The sequence below is a fragment of the Pseudomonas brassicacearum genome, assembly GCF_918698105.1.
GTDB classification, from domain to species: Bacteria; Pseudomonadota; Gammaproteobacteria; order Pseudomonadales; family Pseudomonadaceae; genus Aquipseudomonas; species Aquipseudomonas brassicacearum_F.
The window spans coordinates 1-19209 of record NZ_CAKKMI010000104.1 but is presented as its reverse complement, the minus strand read 5'-3'; the positions used below and the strand labels follow the sequence as shown (position 1 = coordinate 19209).

Annotated in this window: 19 protein-coding genes; 14 read left to right on the top strand and 5 right to left on the bottom strand. The window is 61.3% G+C overall.

All coding sequences use genetic code 11. The annotated features are described in order from the left end of the window. Window positions 1–174: 174 nt before the first annotated feature. Window positions 175–765, top strand: coding sequence for a YceI family protein (locus LQ215_RS26970; protein ID WP_230153356.1), 591 nt, complete (start codon window positions 175–177; stop codon window positions 763–765). A gap of 1 nt (window position 766) precedes the next feature. Next, window positions 767–1924: a phospholipase D-like domain-containing protein gene (locus LQ215_RS26965; protein ID WP_230153355.1), complete on the top strand. Its 1158-nt coding sequence runs from the start codon at window positions 767–769 to the stop codon at window positions 1922–1924. Between the two features lie 132 nt (window positions 1925–2056). Here LQ215_RS26965 and bglX read toward each other — a convergent pair whose 3' ends face one another. Beyond that, entirely contained in the window at window positions 2057–4348 is a 2292-nt protein-coding gene (gene bglX, locus LQ215_RS26960; protein ID WP_230153354.1) for a beta-glucosidase BglX, read from the bottom strand. Between the two features lie 251 nt (window positions 4349–4599). On the opposite strand from bglX, the gene LQ215_RS26955 reads away from it, so the two are divergent. The 6 genes from LQ215_RS26955 to LQ215_RS26930 all read left to right on the top strand — a co-directional run bounded on the left by LQ215_RS26955 (window position 4600) and on the right by LQ215_RS26930 (window position 9392). Then, complete coding sequence (locus tag LQ215_RS26955) at window positions 4600–5208, top strand: LemA family protein (protein WP_230153353.1); 609 nt, start codon at window positions 4600–4602, stop codon at window positions 5206–5208. Window positions 5209–5281: 73 nt separating this feature from the next. Further along, complete coding sequence (locus LQ215_RS26950) at window positions 5282–6031, top strand: TPM domain-containing protein (RefSeq protein ID WP_230153352.1); 750 nt, start codon at window positions 5282–5284, stop codon at window positions 6029–6031. A 27-nt stretch (window positions 6032–6058) separates the two neighbouring features. Continuing rightward, complete coding sequence (locus LQ215_RS26945) at window positions 6059–6676, top strand: TPM domain-containing protein (protein ID WP_230153351.1); 618 nt, start codon at window positions 6059–6061, stop codon at window positions 6674–6676. Between the two features lie 318 nt (window positions 6677–6994). Beyond that, window positions 6995–8212: a class I SAM-dependent methyltransferase gene (locus tag LQ215_RS26940; RefSeq protein ID WP_230153350.1), complete on the top strand. Its 1218-nt coding sequence runs from the start codon at window positions 6995–6997 to the stop codon at window positions 8210–8212. 172 nt (window positions 8213–8384) lie between these two features. Then, window positions 8385–8966, top strand: a complete 582-nt coding sequence (locus LQ215_RS26935; protein WP_230153349.1) for a DJ-1/PfpI family protein — start codon at window positions 8385–8387, stop codon at window positions 8964–8966. An 81-nt stretch (window positions 8967–9047) separates the two neighbouring features. After that, window positions 9048–9392, top strand: a complete 345-nt coding sequence (locus LQ215_RS26930) for a YegP family protein (RefSeq protein ID WP_230153348.1) — start codon at window positions 9048–9050, stop codon at window positions 9390–9392. 213 nt (window positions 9393–9605) lie between these two features. Here LQ215_RS26930 and LQ215_RS26925 read toward each other — a convergent pair whose 3' ends face one another. Next, window positions 9606–10625 carry a DUF4917 family protein gene (locus LQ215_RS26925; protein ID WP_230153347.1) on the bottom strand — a complete coding sequence of 340 codons (1020 nt, stop codon included), beginning with the start codon at window positions 10623–10625 and terminating at the stop codon, window positions 9606–9608. A gap of 140 nt (window positions 10626–10765) precedes the next feature. Between LQ215_RS26925 and yiaY the strand changes: the two genes are divergently transcribed. Beyond that, a complete protein-coding gene (gene yiaY, locus LQ215_RS26920; protein WP_230153346.1) occupies window positions 10766–11914 on the top strand; it encodes an L-threonine dehydrogenase in 1149 nt (382 codons plus the stop codon). 42 nt (window positions 11915–11956) lie between these two features. On the opposite strand, the gene LQ215_RS26915 is transcribed toward yiaY, so the two are convergent. Further along, the gene (locus LQ215_RS26915; protein WP_230153345.1) at window positions 11957–13120 is read right to left on the bottom strand and encodes an MFS transporter; all 1164 of its coding nucleotides are present in this window, start codon (window positions 13118–13120) and stop codon (window positions 11957–11959) included. 13 nt (window positions 13121–13133) lie between these two features. Further along, complete coding sequence (locus LQ215_RS26910) at window positions 13134–14369, bottom strand: aminotransferase class I/II-fold pyridoxal phosphate-dependent enzyme (protein WP_230153344.1); 1236 nt, start codon at window positions 14367–14369, stop codon at window positions 13134–13136. Window positions 14370–14627: 258 nt separating this feature from the next. Here LQ215_RS26910 and fos point away from each other — a divergent pair, with 258 nt between their 5' ends. The 4 genes from fos to LQ215_RS26890 all read left to right on the top strand — a co-directional run bounded on the left by fos (window position 14628) and on the right by LQ215_RS26890 (window position 18343). Continuing rightward, on the top strand, window positions 14628–15041 hold the full coding sequence (gene fos / locus LQ215_RS26905) for a fosfomycin resistance glutathione transferase (RefSeq protein WP_230153343.1): 414 nt from the start codon (window positions 14628–14630) through the stop codon (window positions 15039–15041). Window positions 15042–15212: 171 nt separating this feature from the next. Next, window positions 15213–16562 carry a sensor domain-containing protein gene (locus LQ215_RS26900; protein ID WP_230153342.1) on the top strand — a complete coding sequence of 450 codons (1350 nt, stop codon included), beginning with the start codon at window positions 15213–15215 and terminating at the stop codon, window positions 16560–16562. Window positions 16563–16850: 288 nt separating this feature from the next. Beyond that, the gene (locus tag LQ215_RS26895) at window positions 16851–17354 is read left to right on the top strand and encodes a DUF4142 domain-containing protein (RefSeq protein WP_230153341.1); all 504 of its coding nucleotides are present in this window, start codon (window positions 16851–16853) and stop codon (window positions 17352–17354) included. Window positions 17355–17434: 80 nt separating this feature from the next. Further along, window positions 17435–18343 (top strand): SDR family oxidoreductase, encoded by a 909-nt coding sequence (locus LQ215_RS26890; RefSeq protein ID WP_207965300.1) that lies wholly within the window; start codon window positions 17435–17437, stop codon window positions 18341–18343. Window positions 18344–18387: 44 nt separating this feature from the next. Here LQ215_RS26890 and LQ215_RS26885 read toward each other — a convergent pair whose 3' ends face one another. After that, window positions 18388–18792: a low affinity iron permease family protein gene (locus LQ215_RS26885; RefSeq protein WP_230153340.1), complete on the bottom strand. Its 405-nt coding sequence runs from the start codon at window positions 18790–18792 to the stop codon at window positions 18388–18390. Window positions 18793–18968: 176 nt separating this feature from the next. Here LQ215_RS26885 and LQ215_RS26880 point away from each other — a divergent pair, with 176 nt between their 5' ends. Next, a complete protein-coding gene (locus LQ215_RS26880; RefSeq protein WP_230153339.1) occupies window positions 18969–19115 on the top strand; it encodes a hypothetical protein in 147 nt (48 codons plus the stop codon). The last annotated feature ends 94 nt before the right edge of the window (window positions 19116–19209 follow it).

The following is a 19209-nucleotide window of genomic DNA, read 5'->3' as shown; positions in this document are numbered from 1 at the left end:
GGCTTGCCCGCGATGGCGATTCCGAGAATGCCATCGCGGGCAAGCCTTGCTCCCACAAATGAGTCCCTTGACCACAGGTTCTGTGTGTTCCTGGCAGTTATTGAAACAGACAGTTTGCAAGCGCCCTCGGCCCGGTTAAGGTTCGCCACAGGTTTATCTACCCTCCGAGTGTGTATGTTCAAGCGGTTTTTCCCTCACGCTGCCGCCAGCTTGCTGCTGGCCTGCGTCGCGCTGCCAGCCCAGGCCGACTGGTACCTGGACGGCGAGTCGTCGCGGCTGTCGTTTATCAGCAGCAAAAACGGCAATGTCTCCGAGGTCCAGCGGTTCCTGGTGCTGCACGGTCAAGTCCAGCCCGAGGGCTTGGCGCGCCTGGAAGTGGAGCTGGAATCCATCAACAGCGGCATACCGCTGCGCGATGAGCGCATGCGCGCCGAGCTGTTCGAGATCAAGCAATTTGCCGAAGCCACTGTCACCGCCAAGATCGACCTGGCGCCGATCCAGGACCTGGCCAACGGCGCGCAGTTGGAACTGCGCCTGCCGCTGACGGTGAACCTGCATGGCAAGCAGCATGAATACCCTGTCGAACTGCTGGCCACGCGCCTGGATGAGCGCCGTTTCCAAGTGGTGACCCTGGAGCCGGTGGTGCTCAACGCGGCGGATTTCGATCTGGCGCCGGGGCTGGAAAAGCTGCGCAACCTGGCCGGGTTATCGGCCATCAGCCTCTCGGTGCCGGTGAATGCGGTGCTGATTTTCACGGCGCGCTGACATGAGCGGCCCGGTATTTCCGTGGCGTGAAGGCAATCGCTTCGAGCTGTTGATCGATGGCCCGCAATTCTTCCCACGCATGCTGGTGGAAATCGCCCGTGCCCAGGAACAGGTCGAACTGGAACTCTACCTGGTAGAGGCGGGTACTTGCGCCGAGGCGATGGTCCAGGCGCTGGTGCAGGCCGCCGAGCGTGGCGTTCGCGTGCGGTGCCTGTTCGATGACTACGGCAGCCTGGCGTTTACCCTGGCCCTGCGCAAGCGTCTGACCGAGGCCGGGGTGGAGCTGCGTTTCTACAATCGCCTGAGCTGGCGCCGCTGGGTGCGCAACCTCTACCGGGATCACCGCAAGCTGCTGTTGGTGGACCAACGCCTGGCCGTGGTCGGCGGCACCGGGGTGACCGATGAATTCTGGAACCCCCTCGACGACCGCAGTGAGTGGCACGAAGTGATGGTGGAAATCGTCGGCCCGCTGGTGCTCGACTGGCAGTTGCTGTTCGACCGCCAGTGGCTCGCCAACCGCCATCGGCGAGCCTGGAAACCGGCGTCCAACTTCGGCTTGCCACGCCTGCCGCGCGTACCGCCAGTGGGCGAGGGCATGGGCCGAGTGGCGTATGCCGACGCCCGCCAGCATCGCGACATCCTGCAATCGCTGTCGCGGGCATTGAACAGCGGCCAGAAACGCATCTGGATGGCGACGCCGTATTTTTTGCCGACCTGGAACGTGCGCCGTTCCTTGCGCAAGGCCGCCGCCCGCGGCATCGACGTGCGCCTGCTGCTGACCGGCCCGCGCACCGATCACCCGTCCGTGCGCTACGCCGGGCACCGTTACTACCCGCGACTGCTCAAGGCCGGCGTGAAAATCTTCGAATACCAGCCGTGTTTCCTGCACCTGAAGATGGTGCTGGTGGACGACTGGGTCAGCATCGGCTCCTGCAATTTCGATCACTGGAACCTGCGTTTCAACCTGGAGGCCAACCTCGAAGCCCTGGATTCCAGGCTCAGCAGTGCCGTGGCGGCCAGTTTCGAGCGGGACTTCACCCAGAGCCTGCAAGTCAGCCTCGACGCCTGGCAGCGTCGACCGTTGTGGAAACGGGTCAAGCAGCGGGTGTGGGGGTGGGTGGATCGGTTGGTGGTGAACTTGCTGGATCGACGCGGCTAGCCCGAACACCCAGATACAACTGTGGGAGCGAGCTTGCTCGCGATGGCGGTCTGATATTCAACATCTGAGTTGAATGATAAGCCGCTATCGCGAGCAAGCTCGCTCCCACATGGGGCTTGTGTTGCCTGGGGATCAGAGCAACTCAAAACTCTGCTGCTTCACGTCCTGGGAATCCAGGCCAATCTGCACGTTGAATTTGCCCGGTTCCGCCGCGTACTTGAGCTGGGCATTGAAGAACTTCAGGTCGTCCTCGGTGATGGTGAAGTGGATGACTTTCTTCTCGCCGGCCTTGAGCATCACCTTGCGGAAGTTCTTCAGTTCCTTCACCGGGCGAATGATCGAGCCGGTCACGTCCTGGATGTACAGCTGCACCACGGTTTCGCCGTCACGCTTGCCGGTGTTTTCCAATGTCACGCTGGCATCGAGCTTGCCGGTCTTGTTCAGCGTGGTCGACGACAGGGCCATGTCCGACAGGCTGAACTCGGTGTAGCTCAAGCCGTAGCCGAACGGATAGAGCGGGCCGGTGGTGTCATCGAAGTACTGCGAGGTGTAGTTGCCCGGCTTGCCCGGGGTGAATGGCCGGCCGATGCTCAGGTGGTTGTAGTAGGTCGGAATCTGCCCCACCGAGCGTGGGAAAGTGATCGGCAGCTTGCCCGACGGGTTGTAGTCGCCGAACAGCACGTCGGCGATGGCGTTGCCGCCTTCGGTGCCGCTGAACCAGGTTTCCAGGATCGCATCGGCCTGCTGCTTCTCATCCAGCAACGCCAGCGGACGGCCATTCATCAGCACCAGCACCAGCGGTTTGCCGGTAGCCTTCAGGGCCTTGATCAGCTCGCGCTGGCTGGCCGGGATGTTCAGGTCGGTACGGCTCGACGATTCATGGGACATGCCACGGGACTCACCCACGGCGGCCACCACCACATCGGCATCCTTGGCGGCTGTTACCGCTTCGTCGATCAGCTCCTGGGCCGGGCGCGGGTCGTCCACCACTTCCGGGGCATCGAAGTTGAGGAAGTTGAGGTAGTCGAGCACCTTCTTGTCGCCGGTGATGTTGGCGCCACGGGCGTAGATCAGCTTCGAGTCAGCGCCCAGGGCGCGGGTCATGCCGTCGAACAGGGTGACCGATTGCGCCGGCCGTCCGGCCGCGGCCCAACTGCCCATCATGTCGATCGGTGCCTTGGCCAGCGGGCCGACCAGGGCGATCTTCGCCGTCTTCTTCAGGGGCAGGGTCTGGTTGCGATTTTCCAGCAGGACCAGGCTGCGGCGCGCCACGTCACGGGCGTCGGCGCGGTGCATGCGGCTTTCGGCGTAGGTGTCGGCCGGGTCGTCCTCGGCCTTGCCGATGCGCAGGTACGGGTCCTTGAACAGGCCCATGTCGTATTTGGCCGCAAGCACTTCACGCACGGCGTTGTCGATGTCGCTCTGCTCGATTTCACCGGCCTTGAGCAACCCCGGCAGTTCCTTGCCATAGAGCGAGTCGTTCATGCTCATGTCGATGCCGGCCTTGATCGCCAGTTTCGCCGCTTCGCGACCGTCCTTGGCGACGCCGTGCTTGATCAGTTCGAAAATGGCGCCGTGGTCACTGACCGCCAGGCCTTTGAAGCCCCATTCCTTGCGCAGCAGGTCGTTCATCAGCCAGGTGTTGGCCGTGGCCGGCACGCCGTTGATGGAGTTCAGCGCGACCATCACCCCACCGGCACCCGCGTCGATGGCGGCGCGGTAGGGGGGCAGGTAGTCCTGGTACATTTTCAGCGGACTCATGTCCACGGTGTTGTAGTCCCGGCCGCCTTCCACCGCGCCGTACAGGGCGAAGTGCTTGACGCTGGCCATGATGCTGTCGGCGGCGTTGGCGCCGTTGCCCTGGAACGCCTTGACCATCACCCCGGCGATGCGCGACACCAGGTAGGTGTCCTCGCCGAAACCTTCGGAGGTGCGGCCCCAGCGCGGGTCACGGGAGATGTCGACCATCGGCGCGAAGGTGATGTCCAGGCTGTCGGCGGCCGCTTCCTTGGCCGCGATGCGGCCGGAGTGGTAGATCGCGTCCATGTCCCAGCTCGAGGCCAGGGCCAGGGGGATCGGGAAAATCGTGCGGTGGCCGTGGATCACGTCATAGGCGAAGAACATCGGGATCTTCAACCGGCTGCGCATGGCCGCGTCCTGCATCGGACGGTTTTCATCGCGCGTGATGGAGTTGAACGTGCCACCGATGTTGCCGGCGGCGATTTCCTTGCGAATCATCTCCCGGGGCATTTCCGGGCCGATGCTGATCAGGCGCAATTGGCCGATCTTCTCTTCGAGGGTCATCTGCTTCATCAGGTTGCTGATGAAGGCGTCCTTGTTCTCTATGGGGGCTGGCAGGTTGTCGGCAAATACGGAGTGACTGGCCAGACTGACAAACAGACCCAGCAAACACAGCTTCTTCATGAATAATTTTCTCGCAAGCCTAAAGGGCGGTAATGAGGACACGCCGGTCAGCCAAAATGTGAGGAGCGGCTATTGTTGTTCAGTTAAATGCAGCACACTTTCGAACCCACTGGGCTGAACTTAGTTTCGCACTGCGCATCTTTTAGCCCATCGACCCGTTTCAATCCAGTGCGGCGGCAGATTATGCCCCAGGCGCCGGTGAGATAGGTGGCCGTGTTTTTCCAATGTCATGCAACGGAGAGCTCCACCCGATGAATCCACGACTGAACCACCTTCGCAGCTTGCCCATGCTGGCCCTGATGCTGCTCACCACGTTGCTGGCCGGTTGCGGCATCAATAACATCCCGACCCTGGACGAACAGGCCAAGGCCGCCTGGGGCCAGGTGCAGAACCAGTATCAGCGCCGCGCCGACCTGATTCCCAACCTGGTGGAAACCGTCAAGGGCTACGCCCAGCACGAGCAGGAAACCCTGACCGCAGTGATTGAAGCGCGGGCCAAGGCGACGTCGATCCAGGTCGACGCCAGCACCCTGGACAACCCGGAAAAACTCAAGCAGTTCCAGCAGGCCCAGGACCAGTTGAGCGGCGCGTTGAGCCGGCTGATGGTGGTGGTCGAGCGTTATCCGGACCTCAAGGCCAACCAGAATTTCCTGGCGCTGCAATCGCAGCTCGAAGGCACCGAGAACCGCATCGCCGTGGCCCGCCGCGACTTCATCCTGGCGGTGCAGAAGTACAACACCGAGATCCGCACGTTCCCGGGACGCCTGTGGCACAGCGTGCTGTACAGCGACCTGCCGATCCGCGAAACCTTCGAGGCCACCAGCCCCAATGCCGAAAAAGCCCCCGAAGTGAAGTTCTGATAAAAACTGTGGGAGCGAGCTTGTGGGAGCAAGCTCAGCTCCCACACCCGCTTGCTCCCACATAGGAGTTCCAATGCGCGTGTTGAAATTTGGCCTGGTGCTGTTGCTCTGGGTGTTTGCCATCACGGCCCAGGCCGAGTTGAAGTTTCCGGCGCTGACCGGACGAGTGGTGGACGCTGCCCAGATGCTCGACCCTTCGGTGCGCGCGCAATTGGAGACGCAGCTCAAGGCCCATGAGCAAGCGACCGGTGAACAAGTGGTCGTCGTGACCGTGGCGGACCTGCAAGGCAGCAGCATCGAAGACTTCGGCTATCAACTGGGGCGCCACTGGGGCATCGGGCAGAAGGATAAAAACAACGGCGCGCTGCTGATCGTCGCCCGGGATGACCGTAAACTGCGCATCGAAGTGGGCTACGGCCTGGAGGATCGCCTGACCGATGCGCAGAGCTCGGTGATCATCAACCAGGTGATCACCCCGGCCTTCAAGACCGGCAACTTCAACAAGGGCATCAGCGACGGTGTCGCGGCGATGCTGGTGGTGCTGGGCGGCAGCCCGTTGGACGAGCCGGCGCCGGCATACAGTGCGGACGGGCAGCAAGAGCCGAGTGATTTCGTCGAGCGCCATCCCGGGCTGTTCGTCTTCCTGGTGATACTGGTTATTTTGACGATATTGGTCGGCCAGATGCTCGGTATCCTGCCGACGGGAAGCGGTGGCTCCAGCCGTTCGGGCGGCTCCGGTGGAGGCTTCGGCGGCGGAGGCGGAGGGGGCTTCAGCGGTGGCGGTGGCAGTTTCGGGGGCGGCGGTTCGTCGGGCGGCTGGTGACAATAATAATGAGCAGGCACTCTTAACATGGCATTACTGACTGAACACGAACAACGCAAGGTCGCCGAGGCCATCGCCCGGGTCGAGCGGCATACCGACGCCGAGCTGGTCACGGTGCTGGCCGCCCGCGCCGACGACTACGCCTATATCCCGCTGTTGTGGGCCAGCCTGCTGGCCCTGGTGGTGCCCGGCGTGGTCCATTACCTCTCCGGCTGGCTGACGATGCACAGCCTGTTGCTGGTGCAATGGGTCAGTTTCATTGTGCTGTGCCTGGTGTTTCGCATCCCCAGGATCACCACGCACCTGATCCCCCGATCCGTGCGTCACTGGCGGGCCTCCAACCTGGCGCGCCGGCAATTCCTCGAACAGAACCTGCACCACACCGTGGGCAGCACGGGGATGCTGATCTTTGTCTGCGAGGCCGAGCGGTACGTGGAAATCCTGGTCGATGAAGGCATTTCCAAGCGCCTGGACAACACATGCTGGGATGCCATCGTCGCAACGTTCACCCAGCAGGTTCGCCAGGGACAGACCTTGCAGGGTTTCGTGACCTGCATCGAAGCTTGCGGTGAATTGCTCAAGGAGCACGTGCCGGTGACCCACGAGCGTAATGAACTGCCTAATCGGTTGGTGGTTTTAAGCTGATTTCTGGGGGTTATCGTGGCGAGAGTGCCTTTGTGGCGAGGGAGCTTGCTCCCGCTGGACCGCGAAGCGGTCCCCATCGGTTTCAAGGTCGGGCAACGGGCTCGCAAATCGACGACTGCTTCGCAGCCGAGCGGGAGCAAGCTCCCTCGCCACGAAAACCCATTGAGCCACAAAAAGCCTTGAGCCGTAAAAGCCGGGTCTCTCATGAAAAGTGGCGGCCTGGATTTCCTACCATTGGGGAAATTCCCCGTGCCCTTACTCCCCATCCCCCCTAAAATACCGCCATTCCCGATTCGCCCCGTCCCGAGGCCGTTTTTCATGTCTGCCACCGCAACGCCCGTCCGTCCCGCGCCGGATCACCACGCCCAGTTCATCGAGCTGCTGCGCACCAGCCTCGAGCAGAACGGCTTCATCAAATTGGTGTTGGCCAAGTATGTGGGTGAAGAAGCGGACCTCCAGCGGCTGATCATCAAGCAGCTGACGGTCAAGGACCAGCCGTGCCTGTCCTTCGTCTACCGCTACAAGACCCGCGACATCACCAAGAATTTCCCGCTGGCCGAAGGGGTACAAACCATTGCTGCGCTGTTGCCGGCATCGTTCAAGAACGCGCATTTGCTGGCGGTCACCGACGAGGCGCAGCTGGAGTACAGCAAGAAGGGCAAGAGCTCGCTGTTCAAGAGCAAACCCCAGCAATTGCGGGAAGTGCCGTCTGCCGAGCACAACCGTGAGAAAAATCGCTTCCTCGACCTGAGCCGGCCATTCCTGGCCGACCTGGGCGTGACCAACCACAAGCACGAGCTGATTCCGGCGATGTCGCGCAAATGGAAGCAGATCAACAAGTTCATCGAGGTCTTCAGCCATGCGCTGACGTCTTCGCCGCTGGCCCTGGACAAACCGGTGCGGGTCTCGGATTTCGGCTCGGGCAAAGGCTACCTGACGTTCGCCATCCACGATTACCTGTGCAACACCTTGCAGGCCGAAGGCGTGGTGACCGGTGTCGAGCTGCGCGAAGACATGGTCAAGCTGTGCAACGAAGCCGCCGCGCGGCTGGAACACCCGGGCCTGAGCTTCCAGCACGGTGACGTGCGCAGCGTGGCGCCGAGCGCGGTGGATGTGATGATCGCCTTGCACGCCTGCGATATCGCCACCGACTACGCGATCCACATGGGCATTCGCTCGGGCGCCTCGATCATCATGTGCTCGCCGTGCTGCCACAAGCAGATCCGCTTGCAGATCCAGAGCCCGGCCTTGCTCAAGCCGATGCTGCAATACGGCCTGCACCTGGGCCAGCAGGCGGAAATGGTCACCGACAGCTTGCGGGCGCTGTTCCTGGAAGCTTGCGGCTACGAGACCAAGGTCTTCGAGTTCATCTCCCTGGACCACACCAACAAGAACAAGATGATCCTGGCCGTCAAGCGCGCCGAGCCTGCGAACCCCACCGAGCTGCTGGCCAAGATCCAGGAACTCAAGGCCTTCTACCACGTCACCGAGCATTGCCTTGAAACGCTGCTGCGGGCGGATGGATACCTCGCCTGAAGCAAGCAGCTATACCGAACCTGTGGGAGCAAGCTTTGCTCCGACAGGACTCGCTCCCACAAGGGGCTGAGGTGCAGCCCGTCAGGTAATCAGCGCTTATCCCTCATCTACCGACGTAGCGGTCTACCTTTAATGCGTTAACCACCCACGCATCCCCAAAGGAGCCCTTCCCATGGCCGCCAAGAAAATCCTCATGCTGGTCGGCGATTACGTCGAAGATTATGAAGTCATGGTGCCGTTCCAGGCCCTGCAGATGGTCGGCCACACCGTGCACGCCGTCTGCCCGGACAAAACCGCCGGGCAGACGGTGCGCACGGCGATCCACGATTTCGAAGGCGACCAGACCTACAGTGAAAAACCGGGGCACTTGTTTGCCCTCAACCATGACTTCGCCAGCGTCCAGGCCGCCGACTACGACGCGCTGCTGGTGCCGGGTGGGCGAGCGCCGGAATACCTGCGCCTGAATGAAACCGTCCTGCAACTGGTGCGCGATTTCGATCTGGCGGGCAAGCCGATTGCCGCGGTGTGCCACGGTGCGCAATTGCTGGCGGCGGCGGGTATTCTCGAAGGGCGTGAATGCAGCGCCTACCCGGCGTGTGCTCCGGAAGTCCGGCTGGCGGGTGGGACCTATATCGACATTCCCGTGACCCAAGGCCATGTCCAAGGCAATCTCGCCACCGCACCGGCCTGGCCTGCGCACCCGAACTGGCTGGCGGGGTTCCTGACGCTGCTGGGCACGGCCATCACTTTGTAATAACGCTGCGCACCAGACTGGCAGGGCAAGCGCAGCGGGTCTTTACTCTCGGGGCATATCTTCATTGCCAGGAGAAAAATCATGTCCGGATGGTACGAAATCAGCAAAAGCAGCAGCGGCCAGTTTCGGTTTGTACTCAAGGCGGCCAACGCCGAGACAATCTTGACCAGTGAGCAGTACACCAGCCGCAGCGGTGTCGACGGTGGCATTGCTTCGGTGCAGAAAAACAGTCCGTTGGCCGAGCGCTATGAACTCAAGAACACCAGGGATGGCCATCCGTACTTCAACCTCAAGGCGGCCAACCATGAAGTGATTGGCAGCAGTGAAGCGTATTCATCGGACGCGGCCCGGGACAAAGGCATCGCCAGTGTGAAAGCCAACGGACCGACAACGATCATCAAGGACAAGACCGCGGCTGCGCTCTGAACCCATCCCTATGGGAGCGAGCCTGCTGTAACGAGTAGGCTTTTGTGGCGAGGGAGCTTGCTCCCGCTGGACCGCGAAGCGGTCCCCATCGGTTCCAAGGCCAGGCAGCAGGCTCACAAAATGACGACTGCTGCGCAGCCGAGCGGGAGCAAGCTCCCTCGCCACAGTCATGCGCTGACCTGGCATTGAGTTTCCAGGTCAGGTAGTCCGAGGCTAAACCTCCACCGGCACCGACAACTTCGGATCGCCCAGCGGATGGCTCTTGGCATCGAAGAAGCGCAATTGCACCTCCAGCCCCTGGAACACCTTGGCGTAATGCCGCTTCTGATGCTGGATGAACGCCTGGCTACGGGGATAGATCGAAATCGCCATGGTTTTCGGTGCGGCCAGGCGCAGGGCTCGCACGATGTGGCTGTCCTGCTCGCCCAGGGCATGGCCGAACAGGCACAGGTTGTCGCCGTGCTGCAGCAACTGGTCGTAGCAGAACGACAGGTAGTCGCTGCTGCGAATGGTCTTGAGCTTGTCCTGGCTCGGGCCTTCATTGACGAACAACGGCACGTCGTCGAGGGTCTTGATCGTGTTGTTGATGGCGAAACTGCCCAACAAAGTACCTTCGGTAGACGTGAGCTTGCGCGCCGTGCCGTCCTGGTTGCGCACCAGGTGCAGGCCGCCGTGCAGGTACAGCAGGCGCGGTTTGTCCGTGGTCGCCCGGCTCAGATCGAAACTGTGGTCATCGCCGAAGAACAGGTCGCTGATGCTCTCGGGCGCGTGCTGGATTGCCCAGTAATTGAGCAAGTCGTAGTTGGTGGTGAACACCGTGCGGTAGCGGCCCAGCTCCTGGTTGAGCGTCGCCAGGGTCGCCGGTTGCACCAGGCGCCATGGGATGTGCACCGCATGCACGGTGTTGATCAGCGCTTCCTTGATCGCGTAATAGCGATTGCGCGGCGCGGCGGAGCTGACGGCCAGGGCCTTGTTGACCCGACTGGTGGTTTTCAGCGCAGCGAGCACCTGCTCGAAACTGCGCGTCTGCATCGCGTCGAACACGCTCAGCTCCGACGGGCTCAGGGGTTTTTCCTCGACGGTGCGGGCATTTTCGAACAGCGAGTCATAGCCGAAATCATCCCACACCGCGCGGCTAGCCCCATTGCCCACCAACAGGCCGCTGAAGGCGGTGTCGGCGCGCACGGTTTCCCAGTCTTCGAGCCGGGTGTCGTATTCCTGGAAATCGGTCATCGCAAGGATCATCTCAAAACGTGGCAAAGGCAGGGCGCGACTTTATCACGACCCAGTCTTGAGCCAGATCAAGATGCATCATGACTAGTCGGTCATTCTGTAGGCCCTGCCGATTCGGCCTCAACCAGGAGCGTGACCCCATGAGCAGCACTTTTTTTATTCCCGCCGTGAACATCATGGGGCTGGGCTGCCTCGATGAAGCGATGACCGCTATTCGCAACTACGGCTTTCGCAAAGCCCTGATCGTCACCGACGCGGGGCTGGCCAAGGCCGGCGTCGCCAACATGGTGGCCGAGCAACTGGCGCTGCAGGACATCGATTCTGTGATTTTCGACGGTGCCAAGCCCAACCCAAGCATCGCCAATGTCGAGCTCGGGCTGGGGCTGCTGAAAGAGAGCCAGTGTGATTTCGTCGTGTCGCTGGGCGGCGGTTCGCCCCACGATTGCGCCAAGGGCATCGCGCTGTGCGCCACTAACGGCGGGCAGATTCGTGACTATGAGGGCGTCGACCGTTCGAGCAAGCCGCAGTTGCCGCTGATCGCCATCAACACCACGGCGGGCACTGCCAGCGAAATGACCCGTTTTTGCATCATCACCGACGAGACACGCCACGTGAAAATGGCGATTGTCGATCGCAACGTGACCCCATTGATGTCGGTGAACGACCCGGCGCTGATGGTAGCGATGCCCAAGGGCCTGACGGCCGCCACCGGCATGGATGCGCTGACCCACGCGATCGAGGCTTATGTCTCCACCGCCGCCAACCCCATCACCGATGCTTGCGCCCTGAAGGCCATCACCCTGATCAGCAACAACCTGCGCCTGGCCGTGCGTGACGGTAATGACCTGACCGCGCGGGAGAACATGGCCTACGCGCAGTTTCTCGCGGGAATGGCGTTCAACAATGCATCGTTAGGTTTCGTGCACGCGATGGCGCATCAATTGGGTGGCTTCTACGACCTGCCTCACGGTGTGTGCAACGCGGTGCTGTTGCCTCATGTGCAGAGCTTCAACGCTTCGGTGTGCGCTGTTCGCCTGACCGACGTGGCCCATGCCATGGGCGTCGATACGCGCGGCTTGAGCCCGGACGAAGGGGCCCGGGACGCGATTGCAGCGATCCGCAAACTGGCCCATGACGTGGACATTCCGAGCGGTTTGCGTGAGCTGGGCATGCGCCTCAACGACGTAACGGTGCTGGCCGCCAACGCCTTGAAAGACGCCTGTGGCCTGACCAACCCACGGCCGGCGGACCAGCGGCAGATCGAAGAGATTTTCCGCAGCGCATTCTAGGCTTTGTATGAAAAGTCGCGCAGGCACTTTTTCGTACAAAGCCTACGCGACCCGGGGTGGCACGAACTTCACACAGAGCATCGCTGCCGCCCCCAACAGTGCGCACAACAGCGCCAGCGGCCAGGCCTGTTGGCTCAACAACAGGCTGGCCATGGCACCAATCACCGAGGCCATCAGTTGGTGCAGGAATCCGCTCAACGCCATGGCATAAGCGCCGGCCACCGGTGAGCCTTCGTTGGCCAGGGACAGGCTGATGGGGTAGATCAACGACTGGCCAAACACCGCGAAACAATACGGCAGCCAGAAGAGCAGCGCGATGCTGCTCAGGGTGAGGCTGCCTGCCAGCATGCTCATGCTCCCGCCCAGCACCAGGGCGATGCCCCAGCCCATCATTCGCCGTTGACCGGTACGCAGTACAAAAGCATTCACCACCAGCGCCCCAAGCAAATACGCCGCACTCACCGGCCAGCCCAGCAGGCCGTATTCAATGGGCGACCAGTGGAAGCTCTGCTGTAGGATCAGCGGCGCGGCGGTATTGAAGGCGACGATCACGCCGTAACCCAGCCCACCGGCCAAGGCCGGCAGCAGGAACGCGCGTTGGCGCAGGATGTGCCCGTAGATACCCCACGCCGATTGCCCGTTGCCGGCTTGCGCCAGCACCGGGAACCTGGCCCGGGACACCGCCGCTGCCATGGCCAGGCTGAGGGCACCCAAGCCATGGAAAATCGCCTCCCAGCCAAAAGCGGCCTGGATCAGCGAGCCCAGGTACTGGCCGATACCGAGGGCAATCACAAAGGCGATCGATATCCAGGACAGCGCCTTGGCCAACAGGTCGCCGCTGAAACTGTCGCGAATCAAGACCCGCGCCATCACCGAGATACCGCTGGCGCCGATGCCCTGGATCAACCTGAGCGTCAGGAACGCCTCCACGGTTGTGCCCAGCGGCAGCGCCAGGTTGCCCAAACCGTACAACCCCAAGGCTGCCAGCAAGACCGGTTTGCGCCCCAGCCGCTGGCCCAGGCTGCCCCAGAGCAACATGGGCAGCGCCATGCCGATCAGGTACACCGACAAACCCCAGGAAACCCGGGACGCATCGGCGCCCAGGTCCCGGGCGATATCGGGCAGGGCCGGCAAGTAGATGCTCATGCCCAGTTGGGCCAGGAAAACCGTGGTGCAGGTGACGATCAGGGTTGTACGGTTCTTCATCAAGCGTCCTGTCTCAAGGGCGAATGTCACGTCCGTGGGGCAGCAGCAGTTCGATGATCTTTTCGCAAAACGAGCGAATCACGTTCGGCTCCATGTCGGCGCGCAGGGTAATGCGAATGGCGGCCTTGCCTTGCGGCACCACGGGGAAAAACACCGCTGAAGTGAAATACCCCAGTTCGGCCAGTTCGACGGCCAGGCGGTTGGCCAGGGCCGCCTCACCGCAGGGCACCATGCGGATCGCCATGGGATTGCCATGCTGTTCAGTGCGCACGAGGCTGTCGAAGAAGCGGATATTAGCTTGCAAACGCTCCTGCAAGGCGCTGAATTCTCGACTGCGGTGCAGGCGGATCGACGCCATGCCGGCGCCGATGGCCGCTGCGTTCAGGCTCTGGGACCAATTGCTCGGCCCACCGTAACGCTGCACCAGCGCCTTGTGCCGTTCACTGCCAAACATGACCAGCCCGCCACTGGCACCGAATGACTTGGCCAATGAAGCAACGATCAGGGTGCGTTCATCCACGGCCGGGACGCGCGAACGGACCAGGCCGGCGCCGGACTCCCCGACCGCAGACAATGCGTGGGAGTCGTCCAGATAGAGAAACAGGCCATAGCGCTGCTTGAGATACATCAGGCTGTCCAGGTCCGCCAATCCGCCCGTGCTGTAGGCGCTGTCGGCCACATACGCCACGCAGCGCTGGCGCTTGCACAGGTCTTCGATGAAATCCATGTCGTTGTGCGGGCAGGTGACGACCTGGGTTTCATCGGCGCAGGCGGCCTTGCTGTGGTTCATCGAGTAATGGGCGTATTTGTCGAACACCATGACCGGCGCACACTGGTTGGTGAACGCGCCGCTGGCCAGCAGCGGCAGGATGCCGGCGCTGGCCGCACTGCACGACAGGGCACTGAGGCAACTGGCGCCAAACAGCTCCGATAATTGGGTTTCGTACTGGTCCAGGATCGCCAGCTTGCAGCGATTCCTTGAATTGGCGACCCGCAGGGTGCCGGTTTCCCACAGGGCGGTCATGGCGCCGTCCAGCAACGCGGGGTGATAGTCCAGGCCCAGGTAGGACGTGGTACAGAAGTGATGAAGCGTCCGACCGTATTGATCGACCAGGACATTGGGTGACTTGACCTCGACGTTCAGCCCTGAGATTTTTCCGGTTTCAGTGCCCTGCCAGTCCTGGTCCGCGAGGGAAATAACCTTGCGGTAATGGGTGAAGTAATGGGGCGCTTGAGCAGTCTGGTTCATGGTGCGATTACATTCCTTGGTGAGTGGTGCGGTCCGTGGGTGTGTTTCGATAGCGGTGTGTTTCCAGACTTTACAGATTGTTGTGCAGGGCTTTGAATCGGCTGTTTCCGGCGTGTTTGAGTGTCACTGGAGAGTTCTGCGTAGGACTTTGCCTAGGGCCTTGGACGGGGAATCCATTGGCGATGTGGGAGCTTGGAAGTACCTTGGGTTCGCCCCAACCCCGCTGGGTTAACACTCTTTTCTGAAGGTTGCTTACTGATGCTCACAGGCCTCAATCACCTGACCCTTGCCGTCACCGACCTGGATCGCAGTGTGGCTTTTTATGGCGAGCTATTGCAGCTGCGTCTCGAAGCCAAGTGGGACAGCGGAGCCTATTTGTCGCTGCCGGGTTTGTGGTTGTGCCTGGCTTTCGACCCGTTGCGCAGGCCCGAGCCGGCAGCGGACTACACCCATTACGCTTTCAGCATCGATGCCGAGGATTTCCCAGTGCTGGTGGCGCGGCTGAACGCGGCCCAGGTGTCATCATGGCGAGACAACCGCAGCGAGGGTGATTCGTTCTACTTTCTCGACCCGGATGCCCACAAGCTTGAAGTCCATGTGGGCGATCTGGCGTCCCGGTTGAAGGCCTGTCGGCAGGCACCGTATGCCGGCATGGTGTTTTTTACAAAGTGACAGGGTTGCGGTGAATCGAGTGGCTGCACCTACCTAATTGGAGGGTGTATTCCCTACAGTTGATCGCCTGCGCTATCCTCATCGATACGGAGGCGCGCGTCGGGCTCGCGTCACGAACTGACCATCACCCGCTTCGCTCACCGCTGCACTATCCGGATGACCTCCAGCCCCATGGACACTCGAAGTTCCGCGCCGCTGGCCAGCTACATCGACCTTCTGCTGGATGCCGTGTGTGCCGTCGACGGCCAAGGGCGTTTCGTGTTTGTCAGTGCTGCCTGCGAACAGATTTTTGGCTACACCCCGCAGGAGCTGATCGGCCAGCCGATGATCGATCTGGTGCATCCTGCCGACCGCCAGCGGACCCTTGAGGCGGCGCGGGAGATCATGGAGGGCGAGCCCAAGCTCAATTTCGAGAACCGTTACCTGCGCAAGGACGGTCGGGTGGTGCACATCCTGTGGTCGGCGCGCTGGTCGCCGGTGGACCAACTGCGCATTGCCGTGGCCCGGGACATCACCGAACGCAAGCAGGCCGAGTCCCGGCAGGCGGCGTTGTATGCGATTTCCGAGGCGGCTCATGCCGCGGCGGACCTGATGGCCTTGTTCAAGCGCATCCACCTGATTATTGGCGAGTGGCTGCCGGCGCTGAATTTCTCGGTGGCACTGTATGACGAACAATGTTCGCAGCTTAACTTCCCTTATCACGTCGACGACCGGGAAGGGCAACCCGAGTTGCCGGGCACGGTCACCGGGCGTTTGTGCGCCGAGGTGATTCGCAGTGGCCAGCCTATCCTGCTGACGCCCGGTGGCAGTTACTTGCCGCCAGGGTTCGACGACCTTGTGGCGCACCCAGACGCGCCGTGTTGGCTGGGCGTGCCGCTGAACTCGCAGAGCGGCACGATTGGCGCGTTGATCGTCAAGAGTGCGCCGAACAACGTGCGCTACACCGAGCAGGACAAGGAGCTGCTGCAATACGTCTGCGTCCAGATCACCGTCGCCATCGAGCGCAAGCAGTTGCATGCCCGGTTGCAGCATATGGCTCAATACGATCAGTTGACCCAGGTGCCCAACCGCGAATTACTCCGTGAACGGTTCAAGTACGCCTTGGCGAGCGCCCGTGCTGCGTCCGGACGCATGGCCTTGTTGTACATCGACCTGGACCGTTTCAAGCAGGTCAACGACACCTATGGCCATGGGGTTGGCGACATGCTGTTACAAACGGTGGCCAAGCGTCTCAAGGGATGTATACGCGACACTGACACCGTGGCGCGTATTGGCGGGGACGAGTTCGTGGTCCTGCTGCACAGCATCCAGGCTTTGGACGATGCCTTGGGTGTGCGGGAAAAAATCCGCCATGCACTGGCCCAGCCGCTGCGTCTGGACGGGCACTGCCTAAGCATCGAAACGAGCATCGGTGTGGCCTGTTTCCCCGATCATGGCACTGAAGATGTTGCTCTGTTCCGCCACGCCGACGCGGCGATGTATGCGGCCAAACGCCAGAACCACAGAGCGTTCGGCATCTGATCGCGCGCCACCGTTCGTCGTGGTGCTGGACGTTTTTTTTAACCTTTCGGGCTTTGCTCGTTTCAAATGCCAGGTGAGGCCCGCTCGCCGGAAACATCACCCTAAATCGAACGAAGGTGTCTGGAGCGGGTCGCAGAAGTGGGAGAACCACCCTCGCGGCTGTCGACAGCTAACCGGCGAAAGCCGGAACCGGCCGCAACGGGTCAGGCGTTTCGCCTGATCATTTGGGAGGGTTCTGATTCAGAGGCGGAGACTCCGCCAGCATTTTCATCAGAGGAGGGCGCGATCATGAGCCGGATGGCCACCTTTTTTCGCACCACCAGTCTTGTCGTGCTGATGGGCCTGGGCGCCAACAGTGCCTGGGCCCAATCGCCTGCCGAATTCATCAACGATGCCTCAGCCAAAGGCATGGCCGACATCGAGACAAGTCGCATGGCCCACGGAAAAGCCGAATCCAGGGAGGTCAAGGACTACACCATCATGGTGATCAACGACCGCACCACGGCCAATCAACACCTGGCGAAGATCGCCAAGAAGCTCGACTTGCCTGTCGCCCCCCGGGAAGAGGTGGCGGACAAGGCCAAGGCCCTGATGCCGCAGGTCAAGGAAGGCGAGTCGTTCGAGGCTGCGTATGCCGCCACCCAGGTCAAGGCCACCGAGGAGGCCATCGCGCAAATCCAGCAGGAGGCCCAGACCACCGAAGTGCCGGAGATCAAGGCCTTCGCCGATGAAACCCTGCCTAAACTGCAGACCCATCTCGAAATGGCCAGGGCGCTGCAAGCCAGCCGCTGATCTGCTGCACCTGGTTTTACATTCACGACCGGGGCGCCAGCGTCCCCGGCTGATTTTGCCCGCCGAAAAGGAGAACCTCGATGTCCACACGCCGAGAACCCAACCAATACGCGATGCAGAACCCCCTGACCCAATATCCTCGCCCGGAATTTCCCGACCAGCCGCAATCCCCTCCAGGTATAGATCAGGACATGCTGCCGCAGCCTGACCATGGCGAAAAGAGTTACCAAGGTTTCGGCCGCCTGGAGGGACGCAAGGCGCTGGTCACTGGCGGTGACTCAGGGATTGGGCGCGCCGCAGCCATCGCCTACGCCCGCGAAGGCGCTGATGTGGCAATCAACTATTTACCCAGCGAAGAACGCGACGCCCGGCAAGTCATCGAGCTGATCGAAGCCGAGGGCCGCAAGGCCATTGCGATTCCTGGCGACCTCAAGGACGAGGCGTTCTGTGTGCAAATGGTCAAGATGGCGCAGCAGCAACTCGATGGGCTGGATATCCTGGTGAACGTTGCCGGCAAGCAGGAGGCGCAAAAAGACATCGCCGACATCACCACGGCGCAGTTTGACGACACCATGAAGACCAACATCTATGCGATGTTCTGGATCTGCAAGGCCGCGGTCCCACTGATGCCGGCAGGGGCGACCATCATCAATACCGCATCGATCCAATCCTACGACCCGTCCGCGACCCTGCTGGATTACGCCACCACCAAAGCGGCGATCGTGGCATTCACCAAGGCGCTGGCCGGACAGGTCATCGGCAAGGGCATCCGGGTCAATGCCGTGGCGCCAGGGCCGATCTGGACCGTGCTGCAACCGAGCGGCGGTCAACCTCGGGAAAAGATTCCTACCTTTGGTTCCCAGGTACCGATGAAGCGCCCGGGCCAACCGGCTGAATGCGCGCCACTCTATGTGCTGCTGGCATCGCAGGAGTCGAGTTATATCACCGGGGAAGTGTTTGGTGTGACGGGAGGCAACCCGTTGCCTTGATGCCAGGATGCGCGAGTGGCCTGACCACCACTCGCGCACACGCATCAGCACTGGTTCAGGTCGATCTTGTTCTTTTTCTCCACGCCATCAAGGCTCTTGGCCTCGTCGTTACCCATGGCCTGGTAATGCTTTCTCAGCGCTTCCAGTTGCTTGAGGTCCAGCGACTCGAGGCCGAGCATTGCATTTTTTGCATCCTTGGTCGCCCGCAATAATTCGTCGACCTTGAGATGCAAGATGTCTGTATCGCGGTTCTGCGTGTTCTGGATCAGGAACACCATGAGGAAGGTGATGATGGTGGTCGAAGTGTTGATGATCAATTGCCAGGTGTCGTTGAAACCAAAGAAAGGTCCGCTGGCGGCCCATAGCGCCAACAACACGATGGCCCCCAGGAACGTCTTGGGGCTCCCCGCCCAGAGGGCCAGTTTTTGCGCGATTTTTGCGAACGTCATTGCTGTGTTTCCTTATGGGATGCACCTGTCTGGTGTGACAGCAACGAAGCGGTGAAAATTCTACTTACATTTCAATCGCCAACATCCGTCGACGTTCATCGTCCGGCACGATGACAGTCGCAACCATTACCACGCCCGCAGGTCTCTTCTTAAAGCCCTCAGCATCGGAATACATCATGAATTTCGCCCGCACGTTTTGCCTCGCCTGCTGCCTGTTTGCCCTGCACGGCTGTTTCGACAACTCGGACAACGAGACCAAGGACAACACCGACGGCACCAAGTCTTCGGTGCAGATGCAAGAGTCTGGAGCGGAAAAGAAATAGGCCGCTCGCAACCCTCGGATGGGCTGTCGCCAACCCTGTGGGAGCGAGCTTGCTCGCGATGGCGTCGGCTCAGCCATACCAGGGTGTCTGACAC